This is a genomic window from Shewanella sp. MF08487, from assembly GCF_050848685.1.
GTDB lineage: Bacteria > Pseudomonadota > Gammaproteobacteria > Enterobacterales > Shewanellaceae > Shewanella > Shewanella glacialipiscicola.
Window position 1 is genome coordinate 1 of record NZ_JBOZPB010000029.1, and the last position, 16,801, is coordinate 16,801.

19 protein-coding genes are annotated in these 16,801 nt (G+C 44.2%); 11 read left to right on the plus strand and 8 right to left on the minus strand.

What is annotated here, in order from left to right:
* Positions 1 to 401: 401 nt before the first annotated feature.
* Positions 402 to 635: a hypothetical protein gene (locus ACRN9H_RS16960; protein ID WP_432315330.1), complete on the minus strand. Its 234-nt coding sequence runs from the start codon at positions 633 to 635 to the stop codon at positions 402 to 404.
* A 291-nt stretch (positions 636 to 926) separates the two neighbouring features.
* Between ACRN9H_RS16960 and thrS the strand changes: the two genes are divergently transcribed.
* From thrS to rplT, 4 genes are all read left to right on the plus strand, one after another.
* On the plus strand, positions 927 to 2,855 hold the full coding sequence (gene thrS, locus ACRN9H_RS16965) for a threonine--tRNA ligase (protein WP_432315332.1): 1,929 nt from the start codon (positions 927 to 929) through the stop codon (positions 2,853 to 2,855).
* Between the two features lie 3 nt (positions 2,856 to 2,858).
* Entirely contained in the window at positions 2,859 to 3,401 is a 543-nt protein-coding gene (infC, locus tag ACRN9H_RS16970) for a translation initiation factor IF-3 (protein ID WP_076501573.1), read from the plus strand.
* Positions 3,402 to 3,485: 84 nt separating this feature from the next.
* Positions 3,486 to 3,680 (plus strand): 50S ribosomal protein L35, encoded by a 195-nt coding sequence (gene rpmI / locus ACRN9H_RS16975; protein WP_006081653.1) that lies wholly within the window; start codon positions 3,486 to 3,488, stop codon positions 3,678 to 3,680.
* 16 nt (positions 3,681 to 3,696) lie between these two features.
* Positions 3,697 to 4,053 (plus strand): 50S ribosomal protein L20, encoded by a 357-nt coding sequence (gene rplT / locus ACRN9H_RS16980; protein ID WP_006081652.1) that lies wholly within the window; start codon positions 3,697 to 3,699, stop codon positions 4,051 to 4,053.
* Positions 4,054 to 4,307: 254 nt separating this feature from the next.
* On the opposite strand, the gene trxB is transcribed toward rplT, so the two are convergent.
* Both trxB and ald read right to left on the minus strand, forming a co-directional pair.
* Entirely contained in the window at positions 4,308 to 5,261 is a 954-nt protein-coding gene (gene trxB / locus ACRN9H_RS16985; RefSeq protein WP_028759937.1) for a thioredoxin-disulfide reductase, read from the minus strand.
* 332 nt (positions 5,262 to 5,593) lie between these two features.
* Positions 5,594 to 6,709, minus strand: coding sequence for an alanine dehydrogenase (gene ald / locus ACRN9H_RS16990; protein ID WP_432315334.1), 1,116 nt, complete (start codon positions 6,707 to 6,709; stop codon positions 5,594 to 5,596).
* 180 nt (positions 6,710 to 6,889) lie between these two features.
* Between ald and lrp the strand changes: the two genes are divergently transcribed.
* The 7 genes from lrp (at position 6,890) to ACRN9H_RS17025 (ending at position 14,318) form a co-directional block, all read left to right on the plus strand.
* Positions 6,890 to 7,396 carry a leucine-responsive transcriptional regulator Lrp gene (gene lrp, locus ACRN9H_RS16995; RefSeq protein ID WP_006081649.1) on the plus strand — a complete coding sequence of 169 codons (507 nt, stop codon included), beginning with the start codon at positions 6,890 to 6,892 and terminating at the stop codon, positions 7,394 to 7,396.
* Positions 7,397 to 7,739: 343 nt separating this feature from the next.
* Positions 7,740 to 10,481, plus strand: a complete 2,742-nt coding sequence (locus ACRN9H_RS17000) for a DNA translocase FtsK 4TM domain-containing protein (protein ID WP_432315336.1) — start codon at positions 7,740 to 7,742, stop codon at positions 10,479 to 10,481.
* A 56-nt stretch (positions 10,482 to 10,537) separates the two neighbouring features.
* Positions 10,538 to 11,164: an outer membrane lipoprotein chaperone LolA gene (gene lolA, locus ACRN9H_RS17005; RefSeq protein ID WP_432315337.1), complete on the plus strand. Its 627-nt coding sequence runs from the start codon at positions 10,538 to 10,540 to the stop codon at positions 11,162 to 11,164.
* 8 nt (positions 11,165 to 11,172) lie between these two features.
* A complete protein-coding gene (locus ACRN9H_RS17010) occupies positions 11,173 to 12,504 on the plus strand; it encodes a replication-associated recombination protein A (RefSeq protein WP_432315339.1) in 1,332 nt (443 codons plus the stop codon).
* Positions 12,497 to 12,871 (plus strand): fluoride efflux transporter CrcB, encoded by a 375-nt coding sequence (gene crcB, locus ACRN9H_RS17015; protein ID WP_006081645.1) that lies wholly within the window; start codon positions 12,497 to 12,499, stop codon positions 12,869 to 12,871. The genes ACRN9H_RS17010 and crcB overlap by 8 nt, the downstream gene beginning before the upstream one ends.
* 18 nt (positions 12,872 to 12,889) lie before the next feature.
* Positions 12,890 to 14,176, plus strand: a complete 1,287-nt coding sequence (serS, locus tag ACRN9H_RS17020) for a serine--tRNA ligase (protein WP_432315341.1) — start codon at positions 12,890 to 12,892, stop codon at positions 14,174 to 14,176.
* Positions 14,177 to 14,195: 19 nt separating this feature from the next.
* Entirely contained in the window at positions 14,196 to 14,318 is a 123-nt protein-coding gene (locus ACRN9H_RS17025; protein ID WP_432315342.1) for a hypothetical protein, read from the plus strand.
* A 92-nt stretch (positions 14,319 to 14,410) separates the two neighbouring features.
* On the opposite strand, the gene ACRN9H_RS17030 is transcribed toward ACRN9H_RS17025, so the two are convergent.
* The 5 genes from ACRN9H_RS17030 to ACRN9H_RS17050 form a co-directional block, all read right to left on the minus strand.
* Positions 14,411 to 14,749, minus strand: coding sequence for a TusE/DsrC/DsvC family sulfur relay protein (locus ACRN9H_RS17030; RefSeq protein ID WP_432315343.1), 339 nt, complete (start codon positions 14,747 to 14,749; stop codon positions 14,411 to 14,413).
* Complete coding sequence (gene tusB, locus ACRN9H_RS17035; RefSeq protein WP_432315344.1) at positions 14,743 to 15,024, minus strand: sulfurtransferase complex subunit TusB; 282 nt, start codon at positions 15,022 to 15,024, stop codon at positions 14,743 to 14,745. Before tusB ends, ACRN9H_RS17030 begins: the two co-directional genes overlap by 7 nt.
* Positions 15,024 to 15,380, minus strand: a complete 357-nt coding sequence (gene tusC / locus ACRN9H_RS17040) for a sulfurtransferase complex subunit TusC (protein ID WP_432315346.1) — start codon at positions 15,378 to 15,380, stop codon at positions 15,024 to 15,026. Before tusC ends, tusB begins: the two co-directional genes overlap by 1 nt.
* Before the next feature lie 14 nt (positions 15,381 to 15,394).
* Positions 15,395 to 15,784: a sulfurtransferase complex subunit TusD gene (gene tusD, locus ACRN9H_RS17045; RefSeq protein ID WP_432315348.1), complete on the minus strand. Its 390-nt coding sequence runs from the start codon at positions 15,782 to 15,784 to the stop codon at positions 15,395 to 15,397.
* A gap of 303 nt (positions 15,785 to 16,087) precedes the next feature.
* The gene (locus ACRN9H_RS17050; protein WP_432315350.1) at positions 16,088 to 16,750 is read right to left on the minus strand and encodes a glutathione S-transferase family protein; all 663 of its coding nucleotides are present in this window, start codon (positions 16,748 to 16,750) and stop codon (positions 16,088 to 16,090) included.
* Positions 16,751 to 16,801: the final 51 nt, after the last annotated feature.

The window sequence follows — 16,801 nt, forward strand, 5'->3', positions numbered from 1 at the left end:
ATGCTTTTAGCTGCTTCTTTAGCAAAAGCTTCAATATCTTTGTTGTTCATGAGTAATCTGCCTATCCTTGACTCTCTATAGAGTACTTTTTGATAAGCAGTTACACAAAATTAGTTACAGTCTCGACTTTCATGGCGCCACTCCCTATATAGCCAATAAAGCGAATCGCTCTGCTCAATCAGTACTTCTCGGGCTTGGTTCCCTCATGGTACCTACTTGTTGCGTGAGCTCTGAGTGCTCTGTATGTACGTTCTAGTTAGAATATTTTCTATTTAAGTCTTTCTATTAGAGTATATAGCAGAGTGTAGTGAGTTGACTTAGATGAAGTCGGTCTCAAAACGCAGCATGATAGACCTTCTTGTTAAATTCTTTGTTTAGTGAGTGAATAATACTTCTAGCATTTAATCTTTTACCGTCACCCATCCTTCAATTTCGCTGCTATGTAACACACCATCGTGTGCACTTTGGATAATATCATGCGTTAAACGCTGCATTTGCTGTTCAATATCACTTGTTATATCAAAGAGCAATATTTGCGTGTCGATCAGGGGTTCATTTACGCTTAACTCCTGCGGTTGAGGTAGCACACCTGCAGTAGTCGTGATTGCCACTGCCAGTAGAATACAGTTCAACATATTTAAGCTCCCTTATCATGGTTTAGTTATGTGTCATAAACGGATACCAGAGTAGGGGAGTTAGATGACCACTAAGTTACCAAGACACTGCAAAATCATGAATTCGCTTTTTGCTTTTAATCCCATTTCTAGCCATGAGACTTGCACCTTTTAGCTACGATCCCTTAGAATAAACGCCCTGTTACGCAAGGTGGCTAAGACTCCTGTACTGTTTTAACCTAGCGAGCATTTTTCTCAATTAACTTAACCCAAGTGGCCCTACGTGTGGGTCACCACTGGAAAGGATATTTCATGCCTGTAATTACACTTCCCGATGGTAGCAAACGCGAGTTTGCTCATTCTGTATCGACCCTCGATGTTGCCGCCGATATTGGCCCTGGTTTAGCGAAAGCGTGTATCGCTGGCCGCGTTAATGGCGAATTAAAAGATGCCTGTGATCTCATTGAAACCGATGCTGAACTGTCAATCATTACCGCCAAAGACGAAGAAGGTGTTGAAATTCTTCGCCATTCTTGTGCGCATTTATTAGGCCATGCGATTAAGCAAATGTGGCCAGAAACCAAGATGGCGATTGGTCCAGTTATCGATAACGGCTTCTATTATGATATCGACCTTGAGCGCAAATTGACTCAAGAAGATATCGAAGCCTTAGAAAAGCGTATGCTTCAACTGGCCAAAACTAACTATGACGTAGTGAAACACGTGGTTAGCTGGCAAGAAGCGCGCGATACATTCGCGGCGCGCGGCGAAGATTATAAAATTGCTATTCTGGATGAAAACATCAGCAAAGACGCTACGCCTGCGCTGTATCATCACGAAGAATACATAGACATGTGTCGTGGACCGCACGTGCCTAACATGCGTTTTTGCCAACATTTTAAATTAATGAGTATCGCAGGCGCTTATTGGCGTGGTAACTCAAACAATAAAATGCTGCAACGTATCTATGGTACTGCTTGGGCCGATAAAAAGGCGCTGAGCACACATTTAACCCGTCTGGAAGAAGCGGCTAAGCGTGATCACCGTAAAATTGGTAAACAACTCGACTTGTATCACATGCAAGAAGAAGCGCCAGGTATGGTGTTCTGGCATAACGACGGTTGGAGTATCTTTTTAGAATTAGAAAGATTTATTCGCCGTAAGTTAAATCAATACACTTACCAAGAAGTAAAAGGTCCATTAATGATGGATCGCGTGTTGTGGGAACGTTCTGGTCACTGGGATAAATACTCAGAGGCCATGTTTACGACTAGTAGTGAAAACCGCGAATACGCAATTAAGCCAATGAACTGTCCTGGTCACGTACAGATTTTCAACCAAGGGTTGAAATCTTATCGCGACTTGCCATTGCGTATGGCGGAGTTTGGTTGTTGTCATCGTAATGAACCTTCAGGTTCGTTACATGGATTAATGCGCGTACGTGGCTTCACACAAGACGATGCGCATATTTTCTGTACAGATAATCAAGTTCAAGAAGAAGTGAGTGCCTGTATCCAGATGGTTTACGATACATACGCGACGTTCGGTTTTGATAATATTGTGGTTAAGTTATCTACTCGCCCAGAAAAACGTATCGGTGACGATGCCATGTGGGATAGAGCCGAAGAAGCGCTTAAGCAAGCACTACGTGCCAATAATATTGAATTCACTATTTTACCCGGTGAAGGCGCGTTCTACGGACCCAAAATCGAATTTACTTTACACGATTGTTTGGACCGTCCGTGGCAATGTGGTACTGTGCAGCTCGATTATGCGTTGCCAAGTCGTCTTGGTGCAACTTATGTTGCCGAAGATAACAGTCGTCAAACCCCAGTTATGATCCACCGTGCTATTTTAGGCTCGTTGGAGCGATTCTTGGGTATCTTGATTGAAGAATATGCAGGACGTTTCCCAACTTGGTTAGCCCCAATGCAAGTTGTCGTGATGAATATCACCGATAAACAGGCTGATTATGTTGAAGAAGTTGTAAAATTTTTCAAAGAACAAGGTATTCGAGCGTCTTTTGACTTGAGGAATGAGAAAATAGGCTTTAAAATACGCGAGCACACCTTAAGGCGTGTCCCTTATTTGTTGGTCGTTGGTGATCAAGAAATGGAAAATAAGGAAGTCGCGGTGCGTACTCGTGATGGTATAGATTTAGGTAAGATGCGACTTGAAGATTTCGCCACTAAAATCCATCAACAGATTTCGCTCCGTAGTCTCAAATTGTTGGAGGAATAGATCATAAAGATCAAAAAAACAGCAGGGCGTCAGCCAGCCCCTAATAGAATCAATGACGAAATTACAGGCGTACCAGAAGTACGTTTAACTGGCATTGATGGTGAAGCTATTGGTGTGGTAAGCATCAGAGATGCTCAGAATTTGGCCGATGAAGCAGGTGCAGACCTAGTAGAAATTAGTCCAAACGCTGAACCTCCAGTATGTCGCATTATGGACTACGGTAAGTTCCTTTTTGATAAAGCGAAAGCTCAAAAAGAACAAAAGAAGAAGCAAAAGCAGGTTCAGGTCAAGGAAATTAAATTCCGTCCTGGAACTGACGAAAACGACTATCAGGTAAAACTACGCAACCTGATACGTTTTCTGGAAGACGGGGACAAAGCGAAGATTACGCTTCGTTTCCGAGGTCGCGAAATGGCACACCAAAACCTGGGTATGGATCTATTGAACCGTATCAAGGCTGATTTGGACGAGTATGCGGTTGTTGAATCTTTCCCGAAAATGGAAGGCCGACAAGCAATTATGGTGCTAGCGCCTAAAAAGAAATAAGTAGGGCAAAACTTAAAGTAGCAAAGGTCTATGGCCTTTGCTCGCCTTGCTTTTTATTAAACATCCCAATGCGGAGTTTTAGAAATGCCTAAAATGAAAACAGACAAGGGTGTAGCGAAGCGTTTTAAGAAAACCGCTAATGGTTTCAAGCGCAAGCAAGCACACTTACGTCACATTTTGACGAAAAAAAGCACTAAACGTAAACGTCACTTACGTGCCAAATGTTTAGTATCAAAAGCTGACGTTCCAGCAATCGCGCGTCAATTACCTTACGCTTAATTTAGGAGATTAGAAAATGCCAAGAGTTAAGCGTGGTGTAACCGCTCGTGCTCGTCACAAAAAAGTTTTAAAACTAGCTAAAGGTTATTATGGCGCTCGTAGCCGTACTTACCGTGTTGCTGTTCAAGCAGTAACTAAAGCTGGTCAATATGCTTACCGTGACCGTCGTCAGAAAAAACGTCAATTCCGTCAACTTTGGATTGCACGTATTAATGCTGCCGCTCGTCAAAATGGTCTGTCTTACAGCCGTTTCATCAACGGTCTGAAAAAGGCGTCTATCGAAATCGATCGTAAGATTTTGGCTGACATCGCTGTATTCGATAAAGTTGTATTTGCAACTTTAGTTGAAAAAGCAAAAGAAGCATTAAACTAAGAAATTAGTTTGTTGCTGTAGAGAAGGGACCATTTGGTCCCTTTTTTTGTGCGCCATTTTAGGCTTAACCCAACCTAAACACTTATAAGCGCTCATCTAACTGGTACAAGATTAAGAATCGGTGAAGGAAAGACATGTACGTGCGTGAACAATATTGATTGGCACAGTCCGCAAAAATTTTTGCTATTGCTTAACGATTTTGACCTAAAAAAATAGCAGGCTAAGCCTGCTATTCGTTGAAAAATCGAGTCTAGTTACTTTTTAGCGTCTAAATAACGCTCTGCATCGAGTGCGGCCATACAGCCTGTACCGGCAGAAGTAATAGCTTGACGATAATGTTGGTCCATCACATCACCACAGGCATAAACACCCTCGATACTGGTTTGCGTGGCGTTACCTTGCAAGCCACTCTGAACTTTTAAATAACCGTGGTTCATTTCCAACTGGCCTTCAAAAATACCGGTATTAGGGCTGTGACCAATAGCGACGAACACACCAGCAACGGCTAAGTCAGTGATCGAGCTATCTTTAGTGCTCTTCATCTTCAGACCTGTCACACCCATGGCATCACCAACCACTTCATCCATGGTTTGATCTAAGTGAAGGATTATGTTGCCATTGGCGACTTTGTCCATCAGACGGTCGATCAAGATTTTTTCTGAACGGAAGGTGTCACGGCGATGGATGAGGTGAACTTCAGCAGCAATATTGCTTAAATACAATGCTTCTTCAACGGCGGTGTTGCCGCCACCGATCACTGCGACTTTTTGATTGCGATAGAAGAAGCCATCACAGGTTGCACAGGCTGATACGCCGCGACCTTTGAAAGCTTCTTCTGAGTCTAATCCTAAGTAGCGGGCAGAAGCGCCAGTTGCGATGATCAGCGCATCACAGGTGTACTCGCCGTTATCGCCTTTCAGACGGAAAGGGCGCTCGGTAAGGGTCACTTCGTTGATATGATCGAACAAGATTTCAGTATCGAACTTTTCAGCATGCTTCTGCATACGTTCCATCAAGGCTGGACCTGTTAAGTCGTCCGCATCGCCTGGCCAGTTTTCAACTTCAGTCGTCGTGGTTAATTGACCACCTTGTTGCATACCTGTGATCATCACAGGTTTTAAATTCGCACGCGCAGCATAAACGGCTGCGGTATATCCTGCTGGGCCTGAACCCAAAATCAATAAGTTACAATGTCTGACCTGGCTCATTTTTATCTCCGTGCCTTTAGCAAATTGCAAGGATTGTAGGGAATTTACCTGTGGGGGTAAAGTGTTGGAGGGTGATTCTTTTAGATTGCACTAATCGAGCCCATCCGTTTTAGTATGGAGAGTGTCAGTTTTACTTTACTGTGAATAAATAGTTTAAGTGTGAACCACGAAATGAAGCACGGGATGAGCTTGTATAAATATGATGGTGCGATCGTAGTGGAGCCGATTTCTACCCAATAAAAAATCGGCCTCAATAGTATCGAGACCGATTTGAATTACATACTAAGTAAAGCCAGCTTAAATCCACATAAAAAGTTAAGTTAATTAAACGCTTATACTAATAGTGTCGCAGGAGATGTGAACGCTAAGTTTAGGGCGTGAGCCACTTCCTTACACACCACTTTACCGTGCATTACGTTTAAGCCATTGAGAAAATGCCTATCCTGTAACAGCGCTTCTTTATAGCCTAAGTTAGCGAGCTTAAGAATGAACGGTAGGGTTGCATTGTTGAGCGCAAAGGTCGAAGTTCGGGCAACTGCGCCGGGCATATTTGCGACACAATAATGCACAACACCATCAACAATGTAAGTTGGATCTTCATGAGTGGTTGCATGTGAAGTTTCAACACACCCACCCTGATCGATTGCCACATCAACGATGGCGCTACCCTGCTTCATACGGGAGATCATGCTTCGTGTCACTAATTTTGGCGCCGCAGCGCCTGGTATAAGTACACCTCCGATAACAAGATCCGCTTTAATAACATGTTGTTCAATCGCATCAGCGGTAGAGTAAATCGTTTTTACTGCCGAGCCAAACTGTACATTTAAACGACGTAGTGCATCAATACTACGATCGAGTACTACTACATCGGCGCCCATACCGACGGCGACTTGAGCTGCATTAGTGCCCACCATACCGCCACCAATGATCACTACTTTAGCGGGCTCTACGCCGGGTACACCGCCCATTAACACACCGCGTCCACCAGAAGATTTCTCTAATGCCATTGCCCCCGCTTGGATTGACATACGACCAGCCACTTCTGACATTGGGGCCAATAGAGGAAGGCCACCGTGGTTATCGGTCACGGTTTCGTAAGCAATACACACAGCACCACTTCTTATTAAGTCTTCTGTTTGTGGTAAATCTGGAGCCAGATGCAGGTAAGTAAATAAAATTTGATCGTGACGCAACATTGCACGTTCAACAGCTTGAGGTTCTTTTACTTTTACAATCATTTGTGCTTTAGCAAAAATCTCTGCGGCGGTGGCTAAAATGGTGGCGCCAGCGTCGATATAATCTTCATCAGAAAAACCAATACCTAGGCCAGCATTGGTTTCAACAAAAACGTCATGATCTTTGTCCGTTAATTCACGAACGCTAGAAGGAACCATCCCGACACGATATTCGTGGTTTTTAATTTCTTTTGGAACACCAATAATCATAGTTGAGCCTCAATTTCCTGTAAATCCCACTTTTAATGGGCATAATTGTTATTTTATCGTGACCTGAACGTGATTAATTCAGGGATTTCTAGTATAGTATCAGCGAAGCAGTTTATGCTGCTAAACTTGAGTCATACGCAGATTAAAATGTTGTTTTAGTGATAAAGCAAGGTTAAATAAATGGCATATAATAAAAAGAGTCCTGTAAAAGACTTGGATCGCATCGATCGAAACATTCTTAATGAATTACAACTTGATGGTCGCATTTCAAATGTGGAATTATCAAAAAGAGTCGGACTCAGTCCAACTCCGTGTTTAGAAAGAGTGAAGCGACTCGAAAAACAAGGTTATATCAATGGCTATACTGCGTTGGTCAATCCGCATTTCTTGGGTGCATCCCTGCTCGTATTCGTTGAGATCACGTTAAGTCGCGATACTCCCGAAGTGTTTGATAAGTTTAACCGTGCAGTACAGCTGCTAGATGATATTCAAGAATGTCACTTAGTGTCAGGCGATTTTGACTACTTACTGAAGACCCGAGTTTCAGATATGTCAGCCTATCGTCGTTTGCTAGGTGAGACATTATTGAAGTTACCTTCTGTTTCCGACACGCGTACCTATGTCGTCATGGAAGAGGTGAAACACACCAGTCGTGTCGCGATAAATCATCTACTCTCAGATATCTAATTACCCTGATTATTTGGTTTTATCATAAGGGGCTTAGGCCTCTTATTTTTTCTAAAACTAGTCCACTTATCTCGCTTGAATTCTATTGTGTTAAACCTTGTGATCCCACTTATCGTTAACCAGCTTAACCGCTTATTACTGTGGCATTTTTAATCAGAATTGTTAACGGAAGTGTTTGTGTAATAACTCTTTCCTCCCTAAAAGTACACTTAAGCACACCGATAGGTTAAATTTTGCCAATCATGGCTAATTCTACATAGAAAAACAGACTAATATGCTCCACATTTAGTGGGATTCTGGTATCGTTAGCCCACCTGTTTTCACTTATTATGGATTACGTCGTTTGTCTCAAGGAAATAGTGTACGCACGCTCACAGGGCTGCAACGTCTGCTGGAAGGCGGACTCATCATTTGTTGTGTTCTCGCCACTTATATTTTGCTCGCATTAACGAGTTTTAGCCCATCTGATCCCGGTTGGAGTCAGTCGCATTTTCAAGGCGATATTAAAAACTGGACCGGAGCAGTAGGGGCTTGGATTGCCGATATTCTGTTATATTTCTTCGGCGTCACGGCTTACATCATGCCAATCATTGTTGCGTCGACCGGCTGGCTGCTGTTCAAACGCGCCCATCATTTGCTCGAAGTTGATTACTTTTCAGTGGCCCTGAGATTGATTGGATTTTTACTGATCATCCTTGGGTTTTCTGCGCTGGCGAGTATGAACGCTAACAACATCTACGAGTTTTCGGCAGGCGGAGTGGCGGGCGATGTGATCGGCCAAGCCATGCTGCCGTATTTTAATAAACTCGGCACCACCTTATTGCTGCTGTGCTTCTTAGGTTCTGGCTTTACCCTGTTGACGGGGATCAGCTGGCTGACCGTGGTCGAGAAAATCGGCTTAATTTCTATTTGGATTTATAAGAAACTTAAATTATTACCGCAAGCGATGAAACGTGAGCGTGAAAGCGAAGATACCCGTGGTTTTATGTCGGTGGTAGATAAGTTTAAGCAGCGTCGCGAATCCCAATATGTGCTTGAAAGACCTGCTGTAGTTGACTCGCCTAAAGTGCGTGAGCGGTATATCGGGCGTAGAGCGGAGATAACGCCTACATTGTCTGCTACTGATGAGGGCATTATCACTGAAACACAAGACGATACGCCGCAAAAACACAAGCTGTCTGCGCTCGCAAAAATTTTGAGTTTTAATGGCGCCAAAAATAAAAATACGCAACGGGTTGAGCCACAAATCGATCATAATGATTTGGCCGCCCATGGTAATTTTGAAGCGCCACCTTGGTTAGCTGAGCCGCAACATGAGATGACAGCTGAGCAAGATAGCGCTGACTTTAACTCATATTCATTTGATCATGATGACAATGAGCCTGTGTTTAACCATCAAATCTTGGCTGAAGATGACGATGAAAGTATTGGGTTTAATGACGATGATGTTATTGATTTTGATACTAAATTATCAACGGGTGCAGTTACTCAAGCGCAACGTAATAAGCAAGAGCAAAAGGTTAAAATTGTTGATGGCATCGTTGTATTGCCAGGACAAGCGGATAAACCTGCGCCGAAAAAACCAATGGATCCGCTGCCAAGTATTAATTTACTCGATATACCTGATCGTAAAAAGAATCCCATCAGCCCAGAAGAATTGGATCAAGTGGCGCGTCTTGTTGAAGTTAAGCTAGCCGATTTTAATATTATTGCCAATGTGGTGGGTGTGTATCCAGGACCTGTGATCACGCGCTTTGAATTAGAATTAGCGCCTGGCGTTAAAGCTTCAAAAATCTCTAATTTGTCGAAGGATTTGGCCCGTTCTTTATTGGCTGAAAGTGTGCGGGTAGTAGAAGTTATTCCGGGCAAGGCTTATGTCGGCATCGAAATACCCAATAAATTCCGCGAAACCGTGTTTATGCGCGATGTGCTCGATTGCACGGCCTTTACCGAGAGTAAATCTAATTTAACCATGGTATTAGGCCAAGATATCGCTGGCGATCCTGTGGTGGTTGACCTGGGTAAAATGCCGCATTTATTAGTAGCGGGTACGACGGGTTCTGGTAAGTCTGTGGGCGTAAACGTGATGATCACGAGCTTACTGTATAAGTCTGGCCCAGAAGATGTGCGCTTTATCATGATCGACCCCAAAATGTTGGAATTGTCTGTCTATGAAGGTATTCCGCATTTGCTCTGTGAAGTGGTTACCGATATGAAAGAGGCCGCCAATGCACTGCGTTGGTGTGTGGGCGAGATGGAACGCCGCTACAAGCTGATGTCGATGATGGGCGTACGTAACATTAAGGGCTATAACGCCAAAATTGCCGAAGCGAAAGCCAATGGTGAAGTGATTTTAGACCCTATGTGGAAGTCATCCGACAGTATGGAGCCAGAAGCGCCTGCGTTAGATAAGCTGCCATCGATTGTTGTCGTGGTCGATGAATTTGCCGACATGATGATGATTGTCGGTAAGAAAGTAGAAGAGTTGATTGCCCGTATTGCGCAAAAGGCCCGTGCCGCAGGCATACATTTGATCCTAGCAACCCAAAGACCGTCAGTGGATGTGATTACTGGCTTAATTAAAGCTAACATTCCGACACGTATGGCGTTCCAAGTGTCATCGCGTATCGATTCGCGCACCATTTTAGATCAACAGGGCGCTGAAACCTTACTCGGTATGGGGGATATGTTATTCCTACCACCGGGGACGGCCATACCGAATCGTGTGCATGGCGCCTTTGTTGACGATCATGAAGTTCACCGCGTCGTTGCCGATTGGTGCGCCCGTGGTAAGCCGCAATATATTGATGAAATTCTTAATGGTGCCACTGATGGCGAGCAAGTGTTATTACCGGGTGAAACCGCGGATTCTGATGAAGAATATGATCCGTTATACGATGAAGCCGTCGCCTTTGTGACTGAAACTCGCCGTGGCTCTATTTCAAGCGTACAGCGTAAATTTAAGATTGGTTATAACCGCGCTGCGCGCATTATTGAACAGATGGAAGCCCAAGGTATCGTGTCGGCTCAAGGCCACAACGGTAACCGTGAAGTCTTAGCGCCGCCGGCACCAAAACATTATTAAGCCGCGCTAAGGCGTGGCTTTGATACACCCAAAAGTTTTACAGGGTAAGGAATAAAATGAAAAAACGATTATGCGCTGTGTTGCTAGCTTCACCTTTGTTATTTAGCGCGGCAGTGTTTGCCGATGATGCACAGCAGCTCAGAGAAAAGTTAATTGGTACAGCTTCACTAAAAGCCGATTTCAAACAAACCGTCACTGACGTCAATAAAAAGGTCATTCAAACGGGTTCTGGTATTTTTGCCTTGGCGTATCCTAATCAGTTTTATTGGCACTTAACTCAGCCAGATGAATCGCAAATTGTCGCTGATGGTAAAGATTTATGGATCTACAATCCCTTCGCCGAAGAAGTGGTCATCATGGATTTTGCCGAGGCAATCAATGCTTCGCCTATCGCCTTGTTAGTCCACCGTGACGATGCCACTTGGTCACAGTATTCAGTGACCAAGCAACAAGACTGCTATGAAATCAAACCGAAGGCGATTGATTCGGGCATTTTGTCTGTCAATGTGTGTTTCAAAAATGCCCAGTTAGCCAATTTTAATGTTGCCGATGACAAAGGTAATTTGAGCCAATTTGATTTAAGCAATCAACAAGCGATTACAAATAAAGACAAAGCGCTGTTCAGCTTTGTGCTACCTGACAGCGTCGATGTTGATGATCAACGTCGTAAAACAGCGCACTAGGCGATAGCGTGAGCAGTTTATCCTTTAATTTCGCCCCCGACTTTCGTCCCTTAGCCGCACGTATGCGGCCAAGGACGATCGCCGAGTATATAGGTCAAGCCCATTTACTGGGTGAGGGCCAACCACTACGCAAAGCATTGGAAGCGGGACGCGCCCATTCCATGATGTTGTGGGGGCCGCCGGGCACAGGTAAAACGACTCTAGCCGAATTAATTGCACATTATTCTAATGCTCACGTTGAACGCATCTCTGCTGTCACCTCTGGCGTCAAAGACATTCGCGCGGCGATTGAGCAAGCGAAAGCCGTGGCGCAGTCGCGTGGTCAACGCACCTTATTGTTTGTCGATGAAGTCCACCGATTCAATAAGAGCCAGCAAGATGCTTTTTTGCCGTTTATTGAAGATGGCACGGTGATTTTTATCGGCGCGACCACTGAAAACCCATCCTTTGAAATCAACAATGCGCTGCTCTCGCGGGCACGGGTTTATCTTATCAAGCGCTTAAGCCATGATGAGATTGCCCATATAGTGACCCAAGCCTTAAGCGATACCGAACGCGGCTTAGGGCAACGCCAATTTGTGATGCCGACGGATGTGCTCACCACACTGGCGCAACTTTGTGATGGTGATGCCCGTAAAGCGTTAAACCTTATCGAGTTGATGAGCGATATGCTCGCCGATGGCGGCACTTTTACCACTGAAATGTTGATTCAGGTGGCCGGGCACCAAGTTGCCGGATTCGATAAGAACGGCGATCAGTTTTACGATTTAATCTCCGCCGTCCATAAATCAATTCGCGGTTCAGCACCCGATGCGGCGCTGTACTGGTTTTGTCGAATATTAGAGGGCGGCGGCGATCCGCTGTACGTCGCAAGGCGCTTACTGGCGATTGCCTCTGAAGATGTCGGCAATGCCGATCCTGCGGCAATGACCATAGCGCTTAATGCTTGGGATTGTTTTCACCGTGTTGGACCAGCCGAAGGTGAGCGAGCGATAGCACAAGCCATTGTTTATCTTGCCAGCGCGCCTAAGAGTAACGCTGTCTATACCGCATTTAAGGCCGCGCGTGAGTTAGCTCGCGATACTGGGCAAGTCGAAGTGCCGCACCATTTACGTAATGCACCGACTCAGTTAATGAAAGACATTGGCATGGGAGCAGGGTATCGATATGCCCACGATGAAGCCAATGCCTATGCCAGTGGTGAAAATTATTTTCCCGAATCCCTGCAAACAGCGCAGTTTTATTTTCCGACTGAGCGAGGGTTCGAGAAGCGAATCAAAGATAAGTTGGCGCAATTAGCTCTGTTAGATCAAGCCAGCGAGCACAAAAGATATGAATAATCTCTTACTTGTGGCGCTAGGTGGTTCAATTGGGGCTGTTTTTCGCTATCTTATTTCAATATTCATGATCCAAGTATTTGGCAGCAGTTTTCCTTTTGGTACACTGTTGGTTAATGTCCTCGGTTCATTTTTAATGGGCGTAATTTACGCACTGGGGCAAATGAGTCATATCAGCCCAGAACTCAAAGCGCTGATTGGTATTGGCCTGTTGGGTGCTTTGACAACGTTTTCGACTTTCTCTAATGAAACCTTATTGCTGCTGCAAGAAGGGGATTGGCTGAAGGCGACTTTGAATGTGGTGTTGAATCTAAGTCTATGTTTATTCATGGTGTATTTAGGTCAACAACTGGTTTTTTCTCGCATTTAACTATTAAGAATATATCACATGTTAGATCCTAAATTTTTACGCAACGAATTAGACGTTACCGCTGAGCGACTGGCCACCCGTGGCTTTATTTTAGATATCGCTCATCTCACTCAACTAGAAGAAAAACGTAAGTCACTGCAAGTGACGACCGAAGAGTTACAAGCGTCGCGTAACGCCATCTCTAAATCCGTTGGCCAAGCTAAAGGTCGTGGTGAAGATGTTGACGCGATCATGGCGCAAGTGGGCGATTTAGGTTCACAGCTGGATGCCAAAAAGATTGAACTGGCCGCCGTGCTCGAAGAAGTGAATGCCATTGCCATGTCGATGCCAAACCTGCCAGATGAATCCGCGCCAATCGGTGCCGATGAAACACAGAACGTTGAAGTTCGCCGCTGGGGCACGCCACGCACGTTTGATTTCCCAATTAAAGATCATATCGATTTAGGCGAAGGCTTAAACGGTTTAGATTTTAAAAATGCAGTGAAAATCACTGGCTCACGCTTCATCGTGATGAAAGGCCAAGTAGCCCGCTTAAACCGCGCCATTGGTCAGTTCATGTTGGACTTGCACACCACAGAGCACGGTTATACCGAAGCTTATGTACCGTTACTGGTTAACGAGGCAAGCTTACTGGGCACAGGCCAACTGCCTAAGTTTGGTGAAGATTTATTCCACACTAAACCTGCAACTGAAGAAGGCCAAGGCTTGAGCCTTATCCCAACTGCGGAAGTGCCATTAACCAACCTCGTGCGCGATACCATTGTTGACGAAGACGACCTGCCGATTAAATTAACCGCGCAAACGGCTTGTTTTCGTAGTGAAGCGGGCTCATACGGCAAAGATACCCGTGGTCTGATCCGTCAACACCAATTCGATAAAGTTGAAATGGTGCAAATCGTTAAGCCTGAAGATTCAATGGCAGCGCTCGAAGCGCTAACAGGTCATGCTGAAACTGTATTGCAACGTTTAGGTCTGCCATACCGTACTGTGATTTTATGTACTGGCGATATGGGCTTTGGCTCAAGTAAAACCTACGACATCGAAGTGTGGCTTCCAGCACAAGATACTTACCGCGAAATTTCTTCTTGCTCAAATATGAAGGATTTCCAAGCGCGTCGTATGCAGGCGCGCTATCGCGTGAAAGCAGACAATAAACCCGCGCTGCTGCATACCTTAAATGGTTCTGGTTTAGCAGTAGGCCGTACTTTAGTGGCTATTTTAGAAAACTATCAAAATGCCGATGGCAGTATTACCGTTCCTGAAGTATTACGTCCTTATATGGGCGGGTTGACTCAAATAGGCTAACGGGTCACAAAATAACACCATGGATAAAGGCCAGCGCTATTTCCGTTGGCTTTCCTATACTGCAGTCATTGCTGTGTTTTTTGCTGTGATGTTGGCGACCATAGGCAAAGCCTTCTGGGTTGTATTAGAAAATATCAGTTAAGTCTATTTTGTGCACCAATAAAAACAAAGGCATGCTCCCTTAGATGACATGCCTTTGTTTGCACTTATGTTGATATCATTTAACTCTGAGGCTTAAATACATTTTGCCGGTTTTGGCAGGCCTGCAATTTTGGTTGCCTGTTTTGCTGGGCCAATAGGGAACAAGGTATATAAGTATTTTGAATTGCCTTTGTCTGGCCCTAAGGTTTGACCAATGGCTTTGACTAATACGCGAATGGCAGGGCTAGTTTTATATTCGAGATAGAAATCGCGAACAAAGTTAATGACTTCCCAGTGTGCGGGTGTCAGCGTTATTTGCTCTTCTGCTGCCAATAATAAGGCCATATCAGGCTGCCAATCGTCGATATTTTTTAAATAACCCTGATGGTCACGGTCGATTTCAACACCATTAAAGAGTAACGAATTTACCACGTTATCACCTTATTATGTCGTAATGATTGGGACACAAACTCGTTGTAATCGATAAGAATGACATTTTTGAAACGCTCAGTTAAACCGCGAGCAATCACATCGTTTCTTAATACCATGAGCTTGAAAGGCGATAAGGCCATGGTCCATTGGCGTAGTAACAGTGCGTTAACACCATCGCTCGATAATAGAATGCTATCTTCTTTGCATGCATAGCGTAAACACAGTTTTAGCGCACTATCGCGGCTGGGTGATGTTTGAATATGGTGTAATATCATCAGAATACTAAGACCTCATCCACTGAATTTAAGTGTGCTGCTATGGTTTCATCGTTGACGATAGTGACAGGAATGGACAATAAACCATGGCTTAAGCCGTAATCAGTTAACGATTGTTTACACACCAATACCGACTCGATATCGTACAGCGGCAGTGCTTTAAAGGTGGAGATGTAATCTTTAGCGCCGATAAGCTCTGGCTGTTGATCTTTAATCAAATGCAGCACACCTTCATCGACAAATACTAAACTCACTTCTTGCTCAAAGCTGGCGCTCAGCAGGGCGAGATCTAAACCTTCGCGGCCACGAACAGTACCGTGTGGCGAACAGCGAAATAGAATACACAATTTTTTCATAGCAACCCTGAGAGTTAAAAACTGATCAAACGATCGGTCGATTCAATGCCAGTGACAAGCTCACCTAAACCACCCATAATAAATGATTTGCCCACATTCCAATGACTCAAACCATTATCGTGAGCATCTTGCTCACCGACAATCCCACGGCGTAACGCAGCGGAAACACAATTAACTAACGGTACTTGATTAGATTGCGCGAGCTGTTTCCAGTCACTGATCACATCGTTTTCGTCGGAGGCGGGTAAGCTTAAATCGGTAGAGTTATATACGCCATCTTGATAGAAAAAAACACAGATAACCTGATGCCCAGATGCAAGGGCAGCTTGAGTAAAACGTAAAGCATTGATGCTCGCTGACGTGCCATAAGCAGGCCCGTTCACTTGGATAATAAATTTGCTCATTTACAATAAAAATGGCCGAAAAGTAAGGCTATTCTAACGTAAGTTAAGCTAAAAATCCCTAAGTAACCCAGAACACAGTTTAATGAGCGATGATTGTAATAACATTAAATTGTGTCCGAGTAAGCGGCTTTATCTTATGAGCTTTACTTAGTTCTGGTTGATTACCCATCAATGGATAATAAGTCCACTGATATAGAGCATAAAATGATGAACAATACCTTATCTAGAGTACGCTCTTTATGTGACTATTTGATCATAAAACCAACTAAATGTTAATCGCTCTGTACTAGATTATTCGCAGCTTTATTTAGTTGGTTTTATTGAAGCCAATATTTCTTGCTCGCCCTCTAACAGATTTTGCATCGAAGGTCGCGCTTTGATACGGTTATAAAGTGCAAGAAGGTTAGGCCAGCGCTTGGCATCGAGTTGTTCTCCAGCGTGCTCCATATTGACCATTTGAGAAGCGAATGCCAGATCGGCAAGACTTAAGCTGCCACCAATAAAAAACTCAGCATTCCCTAAACATTGCTCCAGATAATCAAAGTGTGAAGGGAGTTTCTCGGTTAAAGCTGACCGCACAATCTTTTCATCACAATGCTGACCCATGCTTGGATTAATGATGCGTTGTTGAAATAGCATAAAAGTAGTCAGTGGTGCGAGTTCATAGTCGGCATATTTTTCTAACCAACGCACCTTGGCATGCTGCTCTGGGGTTTGTCCGAGCAATGGCTTAAGGTTGTTATATTTATCTTCAAGATATTGGCAGATCACGCTGGAATCAGCCAAAGTAAGGTCGCCATCTGTCATTGCGGGAATACGACCCAAAGGATTGAGATCTTTAAACCAAGCGGGTTGATCAAAGGGCGGCACTATGACTAATTCATAATCGAGTTCTTTTTCTGCGAGGCATAAACGTAATTTTCGCACATAGGGAGAAAGTGGAACGCCATAGACGGTGAGATTCATTGTGGGTCCTTATATCGTTTAAGAGAAATGCATCATGTGAGTGCAACTTAG

Bases quoted from the DNA above. Each gene is read 5' to 3' on its own strand.
- tusD (WP_432315348.1), bottom strand. From the start codon at position 15,784: ATGAGCAAATTTATTATCCAAGTGAACGGGCCTGCTTATGGCACGTCA.
- tusB (WP_432315344.1), bottom strand. From the start codon at position 15,024: ATGATATTACACCATATTCAAACATCACCCAGCCGCGATAGTGCGCTA.
- ACRN9H_RS17050 (WP_432315350.1), bottom strand. From the start codon at position 16,750: ATGAATCTCACCGTCTATGGCGTTCCACTTTCTCCCTATGTGCGAAAA.
- lrp (WP_006081649.1), top strand. From the start codon at position 6,890: ATGGCATATAATAAAAAGAGTCCTGTAAAAGACTTGGATCGCATCGAT.
- thrS (WP_432315332.1), top strand. From the start codon at position 927: ATGCCTGTAATTACACTTCCCGATGGTAGCAAACGCGAGTTTGCTCAT.
- serS (WP_432315341.1), top strand. From the start codon at position 12,890: ATGTTAGATCCTAAATTTTTACGCAACGAATTAGACGTTACCGCTGAG.
- ald (WP_432315334.1), bottom strand. From the start codon at position 6,709: ATGATTATTGGTGTTCCAAAAGAAATTAAAAACCACGAATATCGTGTC.
- rplT (WP_006081652.1), top strand. From the start codon at position 3,697: ATGCCAAGAGTTAAGCGTGGTGTAACCGCTCGTGCTCGTCACAAAAAA.
- crcB (WP_006081645.1), top strand. From the start codon at position 12,497: ATGAATAATCTCTTACTTGTGGCGCTAGGTGGTTCAATTGGGGCTGTT.
- ACRN9H_RS16960 (WP_432315330.1), bottom strand. From the start codon at position 635: ATGTTGAACTGTATTCTACTGGCAGTGGCAATCACGACTACTGCAGGT.
- trxB (WP_028759937.1), bottom strand. From the start codon at position 5,261: ATGAGCCAGGTCAGACATTGTAACTTATTGATTTTGGGTTCAGGCCCA.
- ACRN9H_RS17025 (WP_432315342.1), top strand. From the start codon at position 14,196: ATGGATAAAGGCCAGCGCTATTTCCGTTGGCTTTCCTATACTGCAGTC.
- lolA (WP_432315337.1), top strand. From the start codon at position 10,538: ATGAAAAAACGATTATGCGCTGTGTTGCTAGCTTCACCTTTGTTATTT.
- rpmI (WP_006081653.1), top strand. From the start codon at position 3,486: ATGCCTAAAATGAAAACAGACAAGGGTGTAGCGAAGCGTTTTAAGAAA.
- tusC (WP_432315346.1), bottom strand. From the start codon at position 15,380: ATGAAAAAATTGTGTATTCTATTTCGCTGTTCGCCACACGGTACTGTT.